Here is a 17,149-nt window from a genome sequence, read left to right on the forward strand (position 1 = left end):
CGTCCGGCATGACGGAAGCGGCCCGCAGAAAGTGCCGCGCGTACGGGCCGCGCTGGCTAGAATCGCGGAATGCGTTGCGCGGTGCGCGTGAAGCGTGTGTGCCGTACCGTCCGATGCACTATCGCCCGCCCGAATTCGCGCGGGTAGGCGTCCGGCCCTTATGGGGCCATTAGAGAGACTTATGTCGAAACCCGAACCGTTACCGTCGATGCAGGCGCTGCGCGCGTTCGAATCGGCCGCCCGGCTCGCGAGCTTCACGGCCGCCGCGCGCGAGCTCGGCTCGACGCAGCCGGCCGTGAGCCAGCAGGTGTACCAGCTCGAAGCCGAACTGGGCGTGCCGCTGTTCGAACGCAGCCCGCGCGGCGTCACGCTGACGGCCGACGGCCAGTGCCTGTACGAGGCGGTGCGGCTGAGCCTCGACACGCTGCGCGGCGCGACCGCGACGCTGCGCGCGCGCCGCGAGCACGGCGCGCTCACGATCGTCACCGACTTCGGCTTCGCGACCTACTGGCTGATGCCGCGGCTGGCCGGGCTGAAGCGCGTGATGCCGGACGTCGACGTGCGCGTCGTCACGTCACAGGATTACGACGCGCAGCGCGACCACGGCGACATCGCGATCCTGTTCGGCGACGGCCACTGGCCGTCGTGCACGGCCGCGCGGCTGTTTCCCGAATCGGTCACGCCGGTATGCTCGCCCGCGTTCCGCGATACGCACCCCGACGTCGCGCGGGCCGACCACCTGCTCGCGCTGCCGCTGCTGCACGTGCAGCCGACGCGCCCCGAACGCTGGCTGTCGTGGTCGGGCTGGTTCGACGCGCACGGCCTCGAACCGCCGGCCGCCGCGCGCGGCGTGACCTTCAACAGCTACGCGCTCGTGATCCATGCGGCGCTGCTCGGCGAAGGCGTCGCGCTCGGCTGGTCGCCGCTGGTCGACGAGCTCGTTGCGTCCGGCCAGCTCGTGAAGCTCGTCGACGCGCCCGTCGTCACCTCGCGCGGCTACTTCCTGGTGCGGCCGCCGCAGCGGCCCGAGCCGGACGCGACCCACGTGTTCCGGCGCTGGCTGCTCGACGCGTGCGCGGGGGCCTGACCGGGCGCGCCCGCCGCCGCTTGCTGGCGCGCCGATACCAGCCACACGGCGCGTTGGTTCTATCCGCCCCGAAATCGTCCTGATTTACTTGAGCCTCCCGCTACCCGCGCGGTGCGGCGCCGTCGTGCGCCGCCGCACGGCCGTGCGCCCCATGCCATCCGAGGAGTCTCATGACCGCCGAGCACCGCCCCGATCAATTCGTCCTGACGCTGTCGTGCCCGAGCGCGGCCGGCCAGGTCGCCGCCGTCGTCGGCTTTCTCGATCGCCATCGCTGCTATGTCGACGCGCTGAACGTGTTCGACGACGATCTCAGTAACCGCTTCTTCGTGCGCTGCGTCTTTCATCCGACGGATGAAACGCTGCAGATCGACGCGCTGCGCCAGGAATTCGCGCCGATCGCCACCAGCCTCGGCGGCGCGCAGGGCGACATGCAGTGGGCGATCCACGACGTGAACGCGCGGCCGAAGGTGCTGATCATGGTGTCGAAGCTCGAGCACTGCCTCGCGGACCTGCTGTTCCGCTGGCGGATGGGCGAGCTGAAGATGGACATCGTCGGCATCGTGTCGAACCACCCCGATTTCGAGCCGCTCGCCGCGCAGCACGGGCTGCCGTTCCGGCACTTCCCGATCACGGCCGATACCAAGGCGCAGCAGGAAGCGCAGTGGCTCGACTTCTTCGAATCGAGCGGCGCCGAGCTCGTGATCCTCGCACGCTACATGCAGGTGCTGTCGCAGGAAACGAGCGCGAAGCTCGCGAACCGCGCGATCAACATCCATCATTCGTTCCTGCCCGGCTTCAAGGGCGCGAAGCCGTACCACCAGGCCCATACGCGCGGCGTGAAGCTGATCGGCGCGACCGCGCACTTCGTCACCGACGATCTCGACGAAGGCCCGATCATCGAACAGGTCGTCGAGCGCGTCGATCATGCGCTGCGCCCCGAGCAACTGCTCGCGGTCGGGCGCGACGTCGAAAGCATCACGCTCGCGCGCGCAGTGAAGGCGTTCATCGAGCGGCGCGTGTTCCTGAACGGCGATCGCACGGTGGTGTTTTCGTAAGCGCCCGGCCACGGCAACGGCCGTGCGTCATGCGGAAGGCGACGGCACGCGCGCAGGCGCCGTGCCGATGCGCCGCGCCCGGCGCCGCAGATACAGGTTGTTGAGAATCAGCGCCACGCCCGTCAGCGCGGCACCCGCGATCTGCGCGCGATTGGGCACCACGCCCGTCGCGGCAGACACGATGAACGCGGTGATCGGCAGGACGTCCATGAACAGCACGCCGTTCATCGGCCCCAGGATCCGGTTGCCCGTCATCCACAGCAGGATCGCGCCGAAACCGGCCACCGGCCCCATGTACGCGAGATGCGGCAGCACCGCGCGCACGGCGGCCCATGACGGCGCCGCGATCCCGTGCGTCGCGATCAGCACCAGATTGACCGCGACGATCGTGGTCAGGCCGAGGCACGTCGTGAACGTCGTGTACTTCAGCGCGGACCAGCCGGTGAAGCGCGCCGCGCCGAACGTGTAGACGACCCAGCACAACGCACCGGCGACGATCAGCGCATTGGCCGCCTCGTGCTGCGGTTCGTGCAGCGCGGCAATCACGTCGCCGCGCGTGATGACGAGCGCCACGCCGGCAAACGACAGCACGACGAACAGCACCGACACCGGTGCGGGCGCGACGCGTCGCACCAGCGCGTTGAGCAGCAGCCCCATCATCGGCTGCGTCGCCATCATGATCGATGCGGTCAGCGCGCCTTCGGCGCCGGCCAGTTGCTGGCCCAGGAACACGAACGATCCGAAGCCGCAAAAGCCGATCGAACCGAGCAGCCATGCCAGCGGCACGGATTCACCCGCCGGGCGGAATGCGCCGGGCCCTTCGACGATCCGCAACAGCACGATGAACGCGCTGCCCGCGATCAGATAGCGCAGCGACGTAAACGTGAACGGATCGATGTATCGCAACGCGTCGGTCATCACCGGGAACATCACGCCCATCAGGATCGTCGCGCATACACATGCCGCGATGCCTTTCCCGTACGCGCTTGCGGCGGGTGCTGCGAAATTTGCACCATTCATGACCGACCATTCCCAAATTAATTGAACAATGACGCCGGTGCGGCTGCGTGCAGCGGCGGGATGTCTTGAACTTCCTTACCGAATCTGCCGGCCCTTCATGGTTTCTGCGGCCGTACCTGAAATACGCACCATTTGAAACCGATCATTCTCAAAATAATCAAAAAAATCAGGTCAGCGCCCGCATTGCGATTTCGACGATCGAGGCCAGTTCCGCCTCCGACGCACTCGACTTGCCCAGCACGCGCATGCCCTGGATCAGACACAGCAGGAACCGGCCGATCTCCTCCGGATCGAGGTTCCGGTCGAAATCGCCCGACTGCTGGCCGCGTGCGACCGCAAGGCTGAACTGCGTGCCGATGCGCAGCAGCGTCGATTCGATGTACGGCCGCAACGCGTCGTCGCCGGGCAGCAGCTCGACGGCCGAATTCGTGATGAGACAGCCGCGGCGCTCCGACAGCCGCACACCGATTTCCGTGTAGTACAGCAGCGCTTCCCTGAGCGCCTGCCGCGGCGGCAGATCTGCCGCGAGACGCTCCTTGAGCCGGGCGATCGCCCCTTCCGCGTAACGATCGAACGCAGCGACCAGCAACCCGTGCTTGTCACCGAACGTGCGGTACAGGCTGCCGCGAAACACGCCGGTCGCCTCGCACAGCGTATCGATCGACGTCGCGTGGTACCCCTGCTCCCAGAACACGCGCGCAGCCGCGTCGATCACCTCGTCGGGGTCGAATTCGCGTGGGCGCCCCCTGTCACGGGAGCCGGGAGAGGTCGGGCTCATGAGTCCTGATATTAGAACCGATCATTCCCAAAATCAAGCGCCGTCGATCGCTTGCTTGCGCGGCGCACGCCGGCAATGGTGCCGGCCCTGAACGACGAAAGCCCGACCGGTTGCAGCCGGTCGGGCTTTCGTTGCTTGCCGCGAGATCGATCGCGCCGCCCGTGTGCGGTTTCCGGGCGGTGCGCGCCGTTACACGGCCCGACGCGTCACTTCACCCACGCGAAGTAATACGACAGCCAGATCGTCAGCCCCGCGCCGATCAGCGCGGCGTACGGCATCAGGTTCAGCCACATCGCGCGCTTCGGCACTTCGAGCTCCATGTCGCGCTGCATCTGCGCCGGGAAACGGCCGCGATCCTGCCAGTAGTGGCGGAACAGGAACACCGGCACGATCAGCAGCATCGCGATCAGCCCGTTGCGCAGCGTGCCGTCGCCCTGCAGGTTCGCGCCCGCGCCGACATAGACGAGGTTCGCGTAGCCGCACAGCGAGCCTGCGACGAGCAGCCAGGTCGGGCAGCGGAACGGCCGATCCCAGTTGCCGCGATCCATCCGGTGGATCCAGCCCGACTGAAGATTCAGGAATACGAACAGCATGTAGCAGACGTTCGAGATCGACAGCACCGTCATGTAGTCCGACATCATCAGCAACACGAGGTTGAAGCCGAGGTCGGTCCACATTGCACGCGTGGGCGAGCCGTGCTCGTTCACGTGCGACAGGTACTTCGGCAGCCAGCCGTCGACCGATGCCTGGTACAGCGTACGCGACGAGCCCATCATCGACGTCATCACGATCAGCAGGATCGACAGCATCAGCATCACGACGACCGCATTCGCGACCCACGCGCCGCCGCCGACGATCTTCGCCATCGCAGCCGCGACGCCGGTGCCGTCGCCGATCGACGGATCGAGCATCGCCTGCGTGCCGAGCGCGCCCTGGAACGCCAGCGGCACGAGCGTCATCACGACGAGGCACAGCGCGCCCGACCAGAAGATCGCCTTCGCAGTATCGCGGCGCGGATCGCGGAATTCGCGCGTGTAGCAGACGGCCGTTTCGAAGCCGTACGACGCCCAGCCGGCCATGAACATCGCGCCGAGCGCCATCGTGACGCCCTGCCCGTTCCACGAGCCGAAGGTCGCGGCCGTGAGGTTGCCGTGCGCGTCGTGACCGAGCGGCAGCAGCGGGAGCAGGTTCGACATCGGCACGTCGCCGGTGACGAACGGCACGATGCCGACGATCAGCAGCGGCGTGAGCGATGCAATGCCGAGGATGCGCTGCGTGCGCGCCGCCTTCGATGCACCGCTGTGCTGAAGCTTGAACGTGATGAGAAGCAGGATCGTCGCGATGATGAACGTCGCATTGATCCGCAGGGACAGACCCGGCTTGATGAACCCGAGATCCGCAATCTTGAGCTGCCACTGCAGCACCGCCGCGTTGGCGGGAAAGAGGCTCGTGAGCGCATAACTCGCCGCGAGGCCGCAGCCGAGCGCGAGCATCGGCGACCACGCGAGCCAGTTGCACCACACGGACACCGGGGCAATCAGCTTGCTGTAACGGACCCAGCCGATCGCGCCATACACCGACGCGCCGCCCGATTTATGGGGAAATAGCCCCGATATTTCCGCATAAGTCGCGCTTTGAATCAGCCCCATCGTGATCGCGGCGATCCAGATCGCCCACGCGGGCTGGCCGATCGTCGCGCATACGCCGCCGATCGTGAACAGCACGCCTGCCGGCACGCCGCTCGTTACCCAGAATGCGTCTTTCCAAGTCAGGCCACGATGCAGCGTGTGGCCCGTCGAATCATGTGAGATGGTTGCCTCAACATCACTGGTGCTGTTCGCACGCAGTCCTGCCTGACTCATCCAATTCCTCCTGTGATGACTCCGCACAAGGGCGCTAGTGTAACAACTTACGCGCTTTTTTGCAGAATCAGAAAAACAATTCCGGGAAATGGCCGCATTGCATCACGATTATTTCGGATTCCTGCGTACCACTCCCGGCGTGTCTCTTTAATGGTTCGTATGACGTATCGTCTGGTACTTACTGCGCGCCTTCCGTCCACGAATTCACACGGTCCGAATGCGCCGCAATCCACGCATCGGCGGCCGCTTCGGGCTTCGAGCCGTTCTGGATCGCGAGCATCACGCTATCGATTTCACCCGGCTTCCACTGGAATTTTTTCAGGAACGCGACAACCGGCTTGGCCTTCGTTTCGAGCCCCGGATTCACGACGCTGTCGACGTGCTCGGCGCCGCCGAACACCTTCTTCGGATCCTCGAGGAAGCGCAGCTTCCACTTCGCGAACATCCAGTGCGGCGCCCAGCCCGTCACGATCACCGGCTTGTTCGCATTGACCGAACGCGACAGCTCGGCCGTCATCGCGCTGCCCGAACTCGGCATCAGCGTGTAGCTCAGGCCGTAGCTCTTGATCGCGTCGTCGGTCTTGCGCATCACGCCCGCACCTGCGTCGATACCGACGATCCGGCCACCGAAGCTGCCCTTCTCCGCATTCAGGTCGTCGATGCTCTTCGCCTTCACGTACGCGGGCACGATCAGGCCGATCTTGGCATCGGGGAAGTTCGCGCCGAGGTCGACGACCTTGGCCTTGTATTCATCCCAGTACGAGCCGTGCGTGACCGGCAGCCACGCGGACAGCGTCGCATCGAGATCGCCGCGCGCGACGCCCTGCCACATGATCCCGGCCGCGACCGGCACGAGCTGGACCTGGTAGCCAAGCTTCTTCTCGATCACGCGGGCCGCGACGTTCGACGTCGCGACGCTGTCGTCCCAGCCTTCGACGTAGCCGATCTTCAACGTCGGCTTCGTATCGGCGAGCGCCGACGCGCTCAGTGCCACCATCGCCGACAGTGCGCCGGTCCACAACAGTTTTCCGAACAGCTTCATGGTCGATCTCCTTGATATGCGCACCGTGCGCGTTGTCTCTCTAGGTTCTTCAACCACAAATCCGCGGTATCGTTGTTTTCCGACGGATGCTTGTCCGGGTGCGACGCACCCGGACAGCCGATGGCGGGTTTCGACTACTTGTCGATCACGAGATCCGACAGCGGCTTGCTGCAGCACAGCAGCACCATCCCCTGGTCGATCTCGCGCTGGCGGATGCCGCCGTTGTGCTTCATGTCGACCTGCCCCGACACGAGCTTCACCTTGCAGGTGCCGCACATGCCCTGCGTGCACGAGGCCGGCAGCCGCACGCCCGACTGGCGCGCAGCATCCAGCACGTGCTGCTCCGACCCGCACGCAATCTCTCGCTTGCTCTTCGCGAAGCTCACCGTGAACTGCTTCGTCGCGGCGTCGCCGCCTTCGGCCGGCGGCGCGAGATCGGCAAGCAGCTCGTCGCTCGCGGTCTGCGCGAGCGTTTCGAACGAGAAGCTCTCCTCGTGATACTGCTTGCGATCGAAGCCGGCTTCGTCGAGCAGGTCGCGCACGGCCTTCATGTACGGCGCGGGGCCGCACGTGAAGATCTCGCGCTCCATGAAATCCGGTGCGATCAGCTTCAGCAGCGGCAGCGTCAGGAAGCCCGTGACGCCCGGCCAGTTCGTGCGCGCGCCCAGACGCTCGACGACGAACGACGTGCGAAAGTTCGTATGATTCGACGCGATCAGGTCGAGCTCGCGCGCGAAGATGATGTCGTCCGGCGTGCGCGCGCTGTGCACGAACAGGATGTCGCGATCTTCCGCGAGATCATGGTGCGCGCGGCTCATCGACATCAGCGGCGTGACGCCCGAGCCGGCCGACAGGAACAGGTACTTGCGCGCCGGATGCCGTGCACACGTGAACTCGCCGGCCGGGCCGAGCACGCGCACCGGTGCGCCCGGCTGCAGGTTGTCGTGCAGCCAGTTCGACACCTTGCCGCCCGGCACGCGCTTCACCGTGATCGACACCGTGTGCGGCCGCGCCGGCGACGACGAGATCGTGTAGCAGCGGTTGATCGTTTCGCCGTCGATGTCGAGCTCGAGCGTGAGGAACTGCCCGGGCTCGAACGAGAACGAGCGGCCCTGCGGCGAACGGAAGAAGAAACTCTTCACGTCGTGCGTTTCCTGCCGCACTTGGCAGCACACCAGCGTTTCCTCGACGTCGCTCGTCCAGCGCTCGGGAAGGGCGTTCCAGAACGCCGGGCGCGTGACCCGGCTGTCCGTCGGCTCGAAATTGGCCGCATCTCGCATCATGTCTTGCTCCGCTTGTCCGCTGCTATGACCTATTCGCCGGTTTTTTCGGCGAGCCGGCCGATGTACCAGGCCGAGAATTTTTCGACGAGACCTTCCGTGAACGGCGAATACGGGCCCGGTTCGTACGCGCTGCTGGTCGCGCCGCGCTGCGAGAATTCGACGAGCGCGCGATCCTGGTCGTTGGTCGCGTTCCACACGGCCGTGAGGTTCTTCACGTCGTAGTCGATGCCTTCCTTCGCGTCCTTGTGCACGAGCCACTTCGTGCGCACGAGCGTCTTGCCGGCCGACAGCGGGATCACCGAGAACGTCACGATGTGATCGCTCATGAAGTGGTGCCACGAGTTCGGCTGCGTCCAGAACGACAGGCCGCCGAGGTCGGCCTTGTCGAAGCCGCCGAGCAGCTTCTTCGAGGCGACCTTCGCGTCGAGCGTCTGCGATTCGCCGCTGCGGTCGAGCGGCAGGCGCTGCGTGCGGAAACCCGTCACGTCCAGCAGCTTTTCGATCTCCTCGGACGGCAGGCCCATCTCGGCCCACTCCTTGCCGCGGCGCACGCACGTCTCTGCAAATGCGTCCATGCCTTCGGCGTTCGCGTCGGAACGCTGGTAGCCGAAGCCGTATTCGTACAGCGAGATCGTCAGCTCCGGATGGTTCGCGACGCAGTGATAGCACTCGCGGTTGTTCTCCATCGTGAGCTTCCAGTTGCCTTCCTCGATGATGTCGATCTGCGCGGCGATCTTCGTGCTCGGCAGGTCGTGCGGCAGCAGGTACGGCTCCATCTCGGCGCGCATCTGCGCGAAATCGACCGGCGGCTCGTCGGCCAGGCAGATGAAGATCAGGCCCGCGAGGTTCTCGACGTGCACCGACTTCAGGCTGTGCTTGCAGCGGTCGAACTTCTCGCCCATGTGCTCGGCGAACATCAGCTGGCCCGTCAGGTTGTACGTCCAGCTGTGGTACGGGCACACGATGTTGCCGACCGAGCCCTTGTCCTCGTTGCACAGGCGCGCACCGCGGTGACGGCACACGTTGTGGAACGCGCGGATCGCCATGTCGTCGTCGCGCACGATCAGGATCGAATCGCTCCCCAGTTCCACGGTCACGTAGTCGCCCGGCTCGGGAATGTCCGGTTCGACCGCCACCTGGATCCAGTGCTGGCGGAAAATCGCCTCCATGTCGAGCGCGAAGATGTCCTCGCTCGTGTAGAACGGTGCATCGAGGCTGTGCCCTTCCTTGCGCCGCTCGATCAGTGCACGAATGTCTGCCGATACTTTCATCGTTTGCTCCGGATTCCTTGCATCCCTGGGTTCTTGCCGACAGGCATCAAAATCAGTAGTCGATGAGCTGATGCTCTCGCAGATACGCGAGGATCACTTGTGCTTTTTCGACCGAACTCCCTTCATTTACGACGTTGCCGCCACGGCTTTCGGTCGTCGTCGCGGACAGCATCCGGGCATGCCCGGAACGCTTCTCGACGGCGACCAGTTTTACGGGTTTACGCTCGACCGGCCCGACCGTCCACGCGGCCGCGTCGGCGTCCGCGCCGGGCGCCGCGAGCGCCGGCCGGATCGCGCCGGCGCGCAGCCGCGCATACGCGTAGCGCGGCTCGGCATTGGCGAGCGGATGGACGGCAATCACGGCCGGCAGCGCGGCATCGACGCGCCGCCGCAGCCCTTTCGGCAAAAATTGCCGGACGGCCGCACGGCCGCCTTCGACCGTCACGTCGACGGCCGAGCCGACGAGCGGATAGCCGAGCGCCGCGGCGATGCGATACGGCAACATCCCGGTGTCGTACGCGCCCTCGGCGCGCGTGCCGGTCAGCACGAGGTCGTAGCCTTCGATGCGTGCGGCAAGCGCGTGCACGGCATCGTCGCCGTCGCGGCAGGCCAGCACTTCGACCTCCCGCGCACCGAGCGCGAGATAGTCGGCAAGCGCCGCATTCGCGGGGTCGCCGGCATGGATCACGTCGAGCTTCGCGCGATGTTGCCCGGCGAGCTGGCGACCGGTTTCGAGCGCGGCTGCGTCGTTGCGGCTGTAGCGCGCGACGCCGCTGACCGGATGCCGGCCTACGGACACGAGCACCGCGATGCGTTGCAGCGGACGGGGGGCGTTCATGCGGCGACTCCTTCGGGTTCACGCGTGCCGACCGCGGCCGGCGATTCGCCGCGCGCGGCGCGCGCAGCCTGCACCTGTTCGATCAGCGCGGCAATCGTGCCCTGCGCGTCGCCCACCACCGTCAGGTTCGCGCGCTTCGCGATCGGCGCGCTGCCGTCGAGGTTCACCGCGATCACGTGGCGGCAATCCTTGATCCCCTGCAAGTGCTGCACCGCGCCCGAGATGCCGAACGCGATGTACACGCTCGCCTCGACCGTCTTGCCGGTCGCGCCGACCTGCTTGTCGCGCGTGAAGTGGCCGTTGTCGACCGCGACGCGGCTCGCGCCGATCGCCGCGCCGAACGCACCGGCCAGCTGCTCGAACGCGCCGAAGTCGGACACGCCGTTGCCGGCCGACACGATGAAATCGGCTTCCTCGAGCGCAACCTGGGCCGCGTCGATTTCGTCGAGGCCGAGATCGCGGTATGGCTGTGCGGCATCGCCTGCCGGGCGGATGAAGTCGGCGGCCAGGCGCTCGCCAGCACCGACGAACGGCAGCTTCGCGTCGACCGCGTTCTGCGCAAGCAGGATCACGTCGGGGAGCGCTCGCGTCGCAAACGCACGCCCGGCCTGCACATACGCGCCGACATGCTTCGCGCCGATTTCGACGACGTGGGTCGCGACGCTCGCGCCGGCGGCCGCCGCGTAACGCCGGCCGAGATCGCCGTCGCCCGTCGCGTTGTCGGGCACGAATACGTGTTTCGGCGCGAGCGCGGCCACACAGGCCTGCAACGCTTGCAGTTCGCTTTCGGGATCGAACGCGCGGCGCTCGAAGCCGGTCAGCTCGAGCAGCTTGTCGACGCCGAGTTCAGCCGCGTCGTCCTTCAGCTCGCCGAACGCGAGCAGCGCGACTTCGGTCTGTGCGTCGGCCAGCACCGCGGCGGCGGCAATCGCCTGCCGCGAATGGTCGTCGAGCGCACCGCGCTCGCTGTGCGCCACCACCAGCATCACGTGCTTCGGGTCCTGCAACGCACGGCGCGGCTTCGCGGCCGCCGCGCCGTGACCGTGCGCGGACCACTGCGCGGCGTTCGCATCGGCGCTGCCTTCCTCGCCGAGCGTGATGCGCTTCAGGCCGGCGGCCGTGATGATGAACGGCCGGCGCGGATCGATTCGTTTGATCGTGTTCATCGATTCACTCCAGCGAGGCGGCGACGAGTTCGGCGACGTCGAGCACATCGGGGCGCGGGCCCACGACGCCTTCGAGCATGGCCGTGCAGTTCGGGCACGCAACCGCGACCACGTCCGCGCCGATCGTGCGTGCGTCGGCGATGCGGATGTCGGGAATGCGCTGCTTGCCCGGGATGTCGGTCAGCGGCGCTCCACCGCCACCGCCGCAGCAGCGTCCGCGCATGCCGTTGCGCTCCATCTCGACGACCTGGATGCCGATCGTCTTCAGCAGCTTGCGCGGCGCTTCCGTCTCGCCGTTGTAGCGGCCGAGGTAGCACGGGTCGTGATACGTGGTGCGCTTCTCCTGCAGCGCCTCGACGGCCTTCGGCACGATCTTGCCGCTGTCGGCCAGTTCTGCGAGATAGGTCGTGTGATGCTTGACCGTCACGCGCAGCCCGAGCGCACGGTATTCGTTGCGCAGGCTGTGCATCACGTGCGGGTCGGCCGTCACGATCTGCTTGTACGACAGCGTGCCGAGCGTGCCGATCAGGCGCTTCGCCATCTGCTGGAACGTCGCTTCGTCGCCGAGCCGGCGGGCGACGTCGCCCGTGTCGGTCTCGGTCGAGCCGAGCACCGCGTAGTCGACGCCCGCCTTGTTCAGCACCGTGACGAACGCGCGCAGCGTGCGCTGGTAGCGCATGTCGAACGCGCCTTCGCCCGCGACGAACAGCACGTCGACCGGCTTGCCCGGCTGCGCGACGGGCGCGCTCAGGTCAACCGACCAGTCGTAGCGCGCGGCCGTGTCGTAGCCGCCCATCGTGCCCGTTTCACGCAGGTTCGCGAGCACTTCCTGGCCCTTGCCGGGCACCGTGCCGTGCACGAGCGTGCGGTTGCGGCGCATGTCGACGATCGCATCGACGTGTTCGATCAGCATCGGGCATTCCTGCACGCATGCGCGGCAGGTCGTGCACGACCACAGCGTCTGTTCCTCGATCAGGCCCGACACGATCGGGCCGTTCGGCTCGCCGCGATGCTGGCCGACTGCAAGGCCCGGCGACGGGCTGCCGGCGTACGCCGCATCGGTGCCGCCCGCCATCCCGACCACGAGATCCTGGATCAGCTTCTTCGGGTTCAGCGGCTGGCCCGACGCGAACGCGGGGCACGCGGCTTCGCACTTGCCGCACTGCACGCAGGCGTCGAAGCTCAGCAGCTGGTTCCAGCGGAATTCGACCGGCTTCTCGACGCCGTATTCCTGATGCTCGATGTCCGGCAGCTTCAGCGCGGTCGGCGGCGTGGCCGTACCGTTGCCGGTGAACGATTCGCGCGTCGCGGCGAAACGCTCCTGGCGCGGGTGGAACGCGAGGTGCAGCAGGCCGGCGATCGCATGCTTCATCGGGCCGCCCTTCGCGGCGCCGACCGTCATCGTGAATGCGCCGACGCCGATCAGCAGCGCGCAGAGCACCGCGAACGCGCCCGACATCGCGCCGGTCGGCACCAGCATGAACAGCACGAGGCCGAGCGCGAACGAGCCGAGCAGCCAGGGCAGCGTATTCCACGGGCCGCGCGACAGGCGGGCCGGCACATCCTTGGCCGCGCGCCGGCGCCACACGAACACCGCACCGACCAGCATCGCGAGCGCCGCGAGGAAGATCAGCTTGTCGAGCCACGGCGAGTAGATCGCGAGGCCGTAGTTGATGAACACCAGCGCCAGCGCGCCGATCGCGCCGCCGGCGGTCGCGACGTGCGTCTTCGCGATGTACGGGTCGCGGGCGACCACGTGGTGCAGGTCGACGAAATAGCGCTTCGGGATCGCGAACAGGTTCGCGACACCGAACGAGCCGGGCGCCGTGGCGCGGCCCAGACGCCAGTAGGACGAGCGCTTCGCGACCGCGAACGCGAGCCCCGCCACCGACAGCCACAACAGGGCGGTAATGAGGAAGGACGGATTCATCTTTTAGAAATCCTTCACGAGACGCAGCGAGTCGTAGATCGCACCGTGGACGTTATGCATCGAGATGCAGTCGCCGACACGGAACAGCAGGAAACGGCCGTTGCCGAGCGCTTCCGACAGGCACGGCTGCGGCTCGGCCGCGAACAGCGTGTGCGGATCGATCTGGCCGCGGTTCACCGATTCCGGCTTGAGCTTCCAGTACAGTTCGTCGTTCGGCGACGAGCCGTTCTCGATCACCACCTGGTCGACCGCGCGCTCTTCCAGTTCTTCCGTGTACTCGTTGCGCAGCACGGCGATCAGCTTGCCTTCCTCTTCGTAGACGCGATCGAGCATCGTGTTCGGCGTCGGGATCACGCCGAACGCGTACAGGCGGCGATAGAAGATCGGGAACGTCGTGCCGCCGCAATCGTCGGCGACCTTCACGTCCGGCGTGACGACCTCGACCTTCGAGCCGCGGCTTGCCATGAAATCGGCCACGCCGGCGCCTGCATGCGTGCTCACGCCGTCGAACAGCAGGACGTTCTGCTTCGGCTCGACCTTGCCGGTCAGGATGTCCCACGAGCTGACGGCGAGCCCTTCGGCCACCCCCCAGCCCGGAACCTGCCACGTGAAGCTCGAGCCGCCCGTCGCGAGCACGACGATGTCCGGCTTCTCGGCCATGATCATCTTCTCGTCGGCGGCGACGCCGAGACGGCGGTCGACACCCAGGCGCTTCGTTTCCATGTCGAACCAGCGGATGATCCCCGACATCTGCTCGCGCTGCGGCGCCTTCGCGGCGATCATCACCTGCCCGCCCACTTCCGCGTTCTTCTCGAACAGCACGACGTCGTGGCCGCGCAGCTTCGCGACGCGCGCCGCCTCGAGGCCCGCCGGGCCCGCGCCGACCACCACGACCTTGCGCTTCGGACCGCGCGACTTCTCGATGATGTGCGGCATCGTCGCTTCGCGCGACGTCGCCGCATTCTGGATGCACAGCACGTCGAGGCCGTTGTACTGGCGGTCGATGCAGTAGTTCGCGCCGACGCACTGCTTGATTTCGTCTTCGCGGCCGTCGCGGATCTTGATCACCATGTGCGGATCGGCGATCTGCGCGCGCGTCATGCCGACCAGGTCGATCATGCCGGTCGCGAGCAGGCGCTCGGCCTGGCCCGCGTCGCGGATGCTCTGCGCGTGCATCACCGGAATCTTCACGACCGACTTGATGCCGGCCGCGAGGTGCACGAACGGCTCCGGCGGCAATGCCATCGGCGGCATGCAGTTCGCGATCGTGTTGTGCGTGTCGCCGCCCGAGCCGACCACGCTCAGGTAGTCGATCAGGCCCGTCTCCGACATCGCCTGCGCGATTTCCTTCAGCGCTTCGTGATCGAGGCCGTCCTCGTGGAATTCGTCGCCGCACATGCGCAGGCCGACGCAGAAATCCTTGCCGACCGCTTCGCGCACGGCCGTCAGCACTTCGATGCCGAAGCGCAGGCGGTTTTCGAGGCTGCCGCCCCATTCGTCGGTGCGGTGGTTCGAACGCTTGCTCCAGAACTGGTCAATCAGGTGCTGGTGGGCGGCCGAGATCTCGATGCCGTCCATGCCGGCTGCCTTCACGCGCTTCGCGGCCGCCGCGAAATCGCCGATGATGCGGCGGATTTCCTCGATCTCGATGATCTTCGCATTGCCGCGGTGCACGGGTTCGCGCACCCCCGACGGCGACATCAGGTGCGGCCAGTGCTCGCCGTGGAACGACGAGCGGCGGCCCATGTGCGTCGCCTGGATCATGATCTTCGCGCCGTGCTTGTGCATCGTGTCGGCGAGACGCGTGAGCGGATCGATGATCTTGTCGGTCGACAGGTTCACCGATTTCCACCAGCCCTGCGGGCTGTCGATCGACACGGGGCTCGACCCGCCGCAGATGGCCAGGCCCACGCCACCCTTGGCCTTTTCTTCGTAGTAGCGGATATAGCGGTCGCCCGGCAGGCCGCCCGGCTCGGCATACACCTCCGCGTGCGCGGTGCTGACGATCCGGTTGCGCAGCGTCAGCTGGTTCAGCTGCATGGGTTTGAACAGGTGGGGATAACGCATCGCTGGCGACCTCTGGCGTTCGAATGTCTCGTGTTGCGGGTGTTGTTCTGTTTCAGTGAGTCAGTGCATCAGTGCGCGATCGGCGACACTTCGAAGACGCAGTGGTCGTGATGCTCGGCCGCGCACTGCACTTCCTTCGATTGTGCGCGCGGCGCACCCTTGCCTTCCGGCGTCGTGTCGTTGACCCAGTCCATCGCGCCGGCGAACCAGCCTGCGAACATGTAGCAGAGCTTGCCTTCCTTGCCCGGCTGCTGGAGCACGAACGACGAGTGGCGCAGCTCGATCTTCGCGCGCGCGCTGGCCGGATCGGCTTCGATGATCGAGAACAGGCCCCAGCCGCGTTGCGACAGGCGCTTCAAGTAGTGTTCGAACACCGCCATGCCGGTCAGGCCGTGCAGCTTCGCTTCCTTGTCGCACCAGTGGTAGGCCGATTTGTAGCCGGCCTTGTAGAGGATCTCGGCATACGCTTCGACGCCGAGCGCTTCCTCGACGGCGACGTGGTTGTTCGTGAAGAAGTGGCGCGGCACGTACAGCATCGGCAGCGCGTCGGTGGTCCAGACGCCGGTATCGGGATCGACGTTGATCGGCAGTTGCGGTTGCATCGTGGTGACTCCGTGAGGAAAGTGGCCGCGCGGCTCAGTGCGCAGGCGCGACATCGTCCGCGCGCCCGCGCGGCTTGCGCGGGCACGTCCCGATTTTTCTAATGTTGAATCGCGGGTAGCGGTTCGGCTCGATGCGGCGCTTATGCGCCCCACACGTCCTTGAACACGCGCACCCAGTTCTCGCCCATGATCTTGCGGATACGCGACTCCTTCCAGCCGTGGCGTTCCATCGCCGCGGTCAGGTTCGGGAACTCGCCGATCGTGCGGATGCCGTCCGGGTTGATCACCTTGCCGAAGTTCGTCAGCTGGCGATAGCGGCCCTTGTCATGCGTCAGCATGTCGAAGAATTCCTTCGCGAAATCCTGCGTGAAGTCCGTGCCGATGCCGACCGCGTCCTCGCCGATCAGGTTCACGACATAGTCGATCGCCTCGATGTAGTCGTCGATGTTCGCTTCGATCCCGCGCTTCAGGAACGGCGCGAACATCGTCACGCCGACGAAGCCGCCCGCATCGGCGATCTCCTTCAGCTGCACGTCGCTCTTGTTGCGCGGATGCTCCTTCAGGCCCGACGGCAGGCAGTGCGAGTAACACACCGGCTTCTTCGAGAACGCGATCGCTTCCGACGACGTGTTGCCGCCCACATGCGACAGGTCGACCATGATGCCGACGCGGTTCATCTCGGTGATCACTTCGCGGCCGAAGTCCGACAGGCCGCCGTCACGCTCGTAGCAACCGGTGCCGACCAGGTTCTGCGTGTTGTAGCAGAGCTGCACCACGCGCACGCCCATGTCGGCGAACGCTTCGATGTAGCCGAGGTTGTCCTCGAACGCATGCGCGTTCTGGAAGCCGAGGATGATCCCGGTCTTGCCTTCCTTCTTCGCGCGGAAGATGTCGTCCGTCGTGCGCACGAGCGTCAGCAGCTCGCCGTTGTCGCGGATCTTCTTCTTCATCACGCCGATGTTGTCGACGGTCTTGGCGAAGTTCTCCCACACCGACACCGTGCAGTTCGCGGCCGTGATGCCGCCACGGCGCATGTCCTCGAACACCGGCTTCTCGAACTTCGAAATGTTCAGTCCGTCGATGATGATGCTGTCCTGATGCAGCGTGCTCATATCTGCTCTCGCTCGTGGGTCTGTTCTTGTGGGGTC

The 17,149-nt window shown here is 66.2% G+C and carries 14 protein-coding genes; 2 read left to right on the forward strand and 12 right to left on the reverse strand.

The features are described 5' to 3' along the window. Positions 1–181: 181 nt before the first annotated feature. The gene (locus OHZ10_RS31640) at positions 182–1,087 is read left to right on the forward strand and encodes a choline sulfate utilization transcriptional regulator (RefSeq protein ID WP_059239257.1); all 906 of its coding nucleotides are present in this window, start codon (positions 182–184) and stop codon (positions 1,085–1,087) included. Between the two features lie 170 nt (positions 1,088–1,257). Further along, positions 1,258–2,142 (forward strand): formyltetrahydrofolate deformylase, encoded by an 885-nt coding sequence (purU, locus tag OHZ10_RS31645; RefSeq protein WP_059239255.1) that lies wholly within the window; start codon positions 1,258–1,260, stop codon positions 2,140–2,142. Between the two features lie 27 nt (positions 2,143–2,169). On the opposite strand, the gene OHZ10_RS31650 is transcribed toward purU, so the two are convergent. The 12 genes from OHZ10_RS31650 to OHZ10_RS31705 all read right to left on the reverse strand — a co-directional run bounded on the left by OHZ10_RS31650 (position 2,170) and on the right by OHZ10_RS31705 (position 17,113). Continuing rightward, positions 2,170–3,162: a DMT family transporter gene (locus tag OHZ10_RS31650; RefSeq protein WP_342705328.1), complete on the reverse strand. Its 993-nt coding sequence runs from the start codon at positions 3,160–3,162 to the stop codon at positions 2,170–2,172. A gap of 166 nt (positions 3,163–3,328) precedes the next feature. Then, a complete protein-coding gene (locus OHZ10_RS31655) occupies positions 3,329–3,940 on the reverse strand; it encodes a TetR/AcrR family transcriptional regulator (protein ID WP_342705329.1) in 612 nt (203 codons plus the stop codon). Positions 3,941–4,146: 206 nt separating this feature from the next. Further along, positions 4,147–5,802: an APC family permease gene (locus OHZ10_RS31660; RefSeq protein ID WP_059239249.1), complete on the reverse strand. Its 1,656-nt coding sequence runs from the start codon at positions 5,800–5,802 to the stop codon at positions 4,147–4,149. 178 nt (positions 5,803–5,980) lie between these two features. Next, positions 5,981–6,844, reverse strand: coding sequence for a glycine betaine ABC transporter substrate-binding protein (locus OHZ10_RS31665; protein ID WP_174992523.1), 864 nt, complete (start codon positions 6,842–6,844; stop codon positions 5,981–5,983). A gap of 134 nt (positions 6,845–6,978) precedes the next feature. Further along, the gene (locus OHZ10_RS31670) at positions 6,979–8,127 is read right to left on the reverse strand and encodes a hybrid-cluster NAD(P)-dependent oxidoreductase (protein WP_342705330.1); all 1,149 of its coding nucleotides are present in this window, start codon (positions 8,125–8,127) and stop codon (positions 6,979–6,981) included. A gap of 29 nt (positions 8,128–8,156) precedes the next feature. Beyond that, positions 8,157–9,398, reverse strand: a complete 1,242-nt coding sequence (locus tag OHZ10_RS31675; RefSeq protein WP_059239243.1) for an aromatic ring-hydroxylating oxygenase subunit alpha — start codon at positions 9,396–9,398, stop codon at positions 8,157–8,159. A 52-nt stretch (positions 9,399–9,450) separates the two neighbouring features. Then, the gene (locus OHZ10_RS31680; protein ID WP_342705331.1) at positions 9,451–10,236 is read right to left on the reverse strand and encodes an electron transfer flavoprotein subunit beta/FixA family protein; all 786 of its coding nucleotides are present in this window, start codon (positions 10,234–10,236) and stop codon (positions 9,451–9,453) included. Further along, entirely contained in the window at positions 10,233–11,402 is a 1,170-nt protein-coding gene (locus OHZ10_RS31685) for an electron transfer flavoprotein subunit alpha/FixB family protein (protein WP_342705332.1), read from the reverse strand. Before OHZ10_RS31685 ends, OHZ10_RS31680 begins: the two co-directional genes overlap by 4 nt. Positions 11,403–11,406: 4 nt before the next feature. Further along, positions 11,407–13,332 (reverse strand): (Fe-S)-binding protein, encoded by a 1,926-nt coding sequence (locus OHZ10_RS31690; protein ID WP_256087212.1) that lies wholly within the window; start codon positions 13,330–13,332, stop codon positions 11,407–11,409. Between the two features lie 3 nt (positions 13,333–13,335). Further along, entirely contained in the window at positions 13,336–15,399 is a 2,064-nt protein-coding gene (locus tag OHZ10_RS31695) for an NADH:flavin oxidoreductase (RefSeq protein WP_059239235.1), read from the reverse strand. A gap of 68 nt (positions 15,400–15,467) precedes the next feature. Next, complete coding sequence (locus OHZ10_RS31700) at positions 15,468–16,001, reverse strand: DUF5943 domain-containing protein (protein WP_006488993.1); 534 nt, start codon at positions 15,999–16,001, stop codon at positions 15,468–15,470. A gap of 140 nt (positions 16,002–16,141) precedes the next feature. After that, positions 16,142–17,113 carry a dipeptidase gene (locus OHZ10_RS31705; protein WP_059239233.1) on the reverse strand — a complete coding sequence of 324 codons (972 nt, stop codon included), beginning with the start codon at positions 17,111–17,113 and terminating at the stop codon, positions 16,142–16,144. Between the last annotated feature and the right edge of the window lie 36 nt (positions 17,114–17,149).

Source organism: Burkholderia arboris, assembly GCF_038723655.1.
In the GTDB taxonomy this organism is placed as follows: domain Bacteria; phylum Pseudomonadota; class Gammaproteobacteria; order Burkholderiales; family Burkholderiaceae; genus Burkholderia; species Burkholderia arboris.

Excerpts from the sequence above, each read along its gene's own strand:
- OHZ10_RS31640 (WP_059239257.1), top strand. The coding sequence starts at position 182 with ATGTCGAAACCCGAACCGTTACCGTCGATGCAGGCGCTGCGCGCGTTC.
- purU (WP_059239255.1), top strand. The coding sequence starts at position 1,258 with ATGACCGCCGAGCACCGCCCCGATCAATTCGTCCTGACGCTGTCGTGC.
- OHZ10_RS31650 (WP_342705328.1), bottom strand. The coding sequence starts at position 3,162 with ATGAATGGTGCAAATTTCGCAGCACCCGCCGCAAGCGCGTACGGGAAA.
- OHZ10_RS31655 (WP_342705329.1), bottom strand. The coding sequence starts at position 3,940 with ATGAGCCCGACCTCTCCCGGCTCCCGTGACAGGGGGCGCCCACGCGAA.
- OHZ10_RS31660 (WP_059239249.1), bottom strand. The coding sequence starts at position 5,802 with ATGAGTCAGGCAGGACTGCGTGCGAACAGCACCAGTGATGTTGAGGCA.
- OHZ10_RS31665 (WP_174992523.1), bottom strand. The coding sequence starts at position 6,844 with ATGAAGCTGTTCGGAAAACTGTTGTGGACCGGCGCACTGTCGGCGATG.
- OHZ10_RS31670 (WP_342705330.1), bottom strand. The coding sequence starts at position 8,127 with ATGATGCGAGATGCGGCCAATTTCGAGCCGACGGACAGCCGGGTCACG.
- OHZ10_RS31675 (WP_059239243.1), bottom strand. The coding sequence starts at position 9,398 with ATGAAAGTATCGGCAGACATTCGTGCACTGATCGAGCGGCGCAAGGAA.
- OHZ10_RS31680 (WP_342705331.1), bottom strand. The coding sequence starts at position 10,236 with ATGAACGCCCCCCGTCCGCTGCAACGCATCGCGGTGCTCGTGTCCGTA.
- OHZ10_RS31685 (WP_342705332.1), bottom strand. The coding sequence starts at position 11,402 with ATGAACACGATCAAACGAATCGATCCGCGCCGGCCGTTCATCATCACG.
- OHZ10_RS31690 (WP_256087212.1), bottom strand. The coding sequence starts at position 13,332 with ATGAATCCGTCCTTCCTCATTACCGCCCTGTTGTGGCTGTCGGTGGCG.
- OHZ10_RS31695 (WP_059239235.1), bottom strand. The coding sequence starts at position 15,399 with ATGCGTTATCCCCACCTGTTCAAACCCATGCAGCTGAACCAGCTGACG.
- OHZ10_RS31700 (WP_006488993.1), bottom strand. The coding sequence starts at position 16,001 with ATGCAACCGCAACTGCCGATCAACGTCGATCCCGATACCGGCGTCTGG.
- OHZ10_RS31705 (WP_059239233.1), bottom strand. The coding sequence starts at position 17,113 with ATGAGCACGCTGCATCAGGACAGCATCATCATCGACGGACTGAACATT.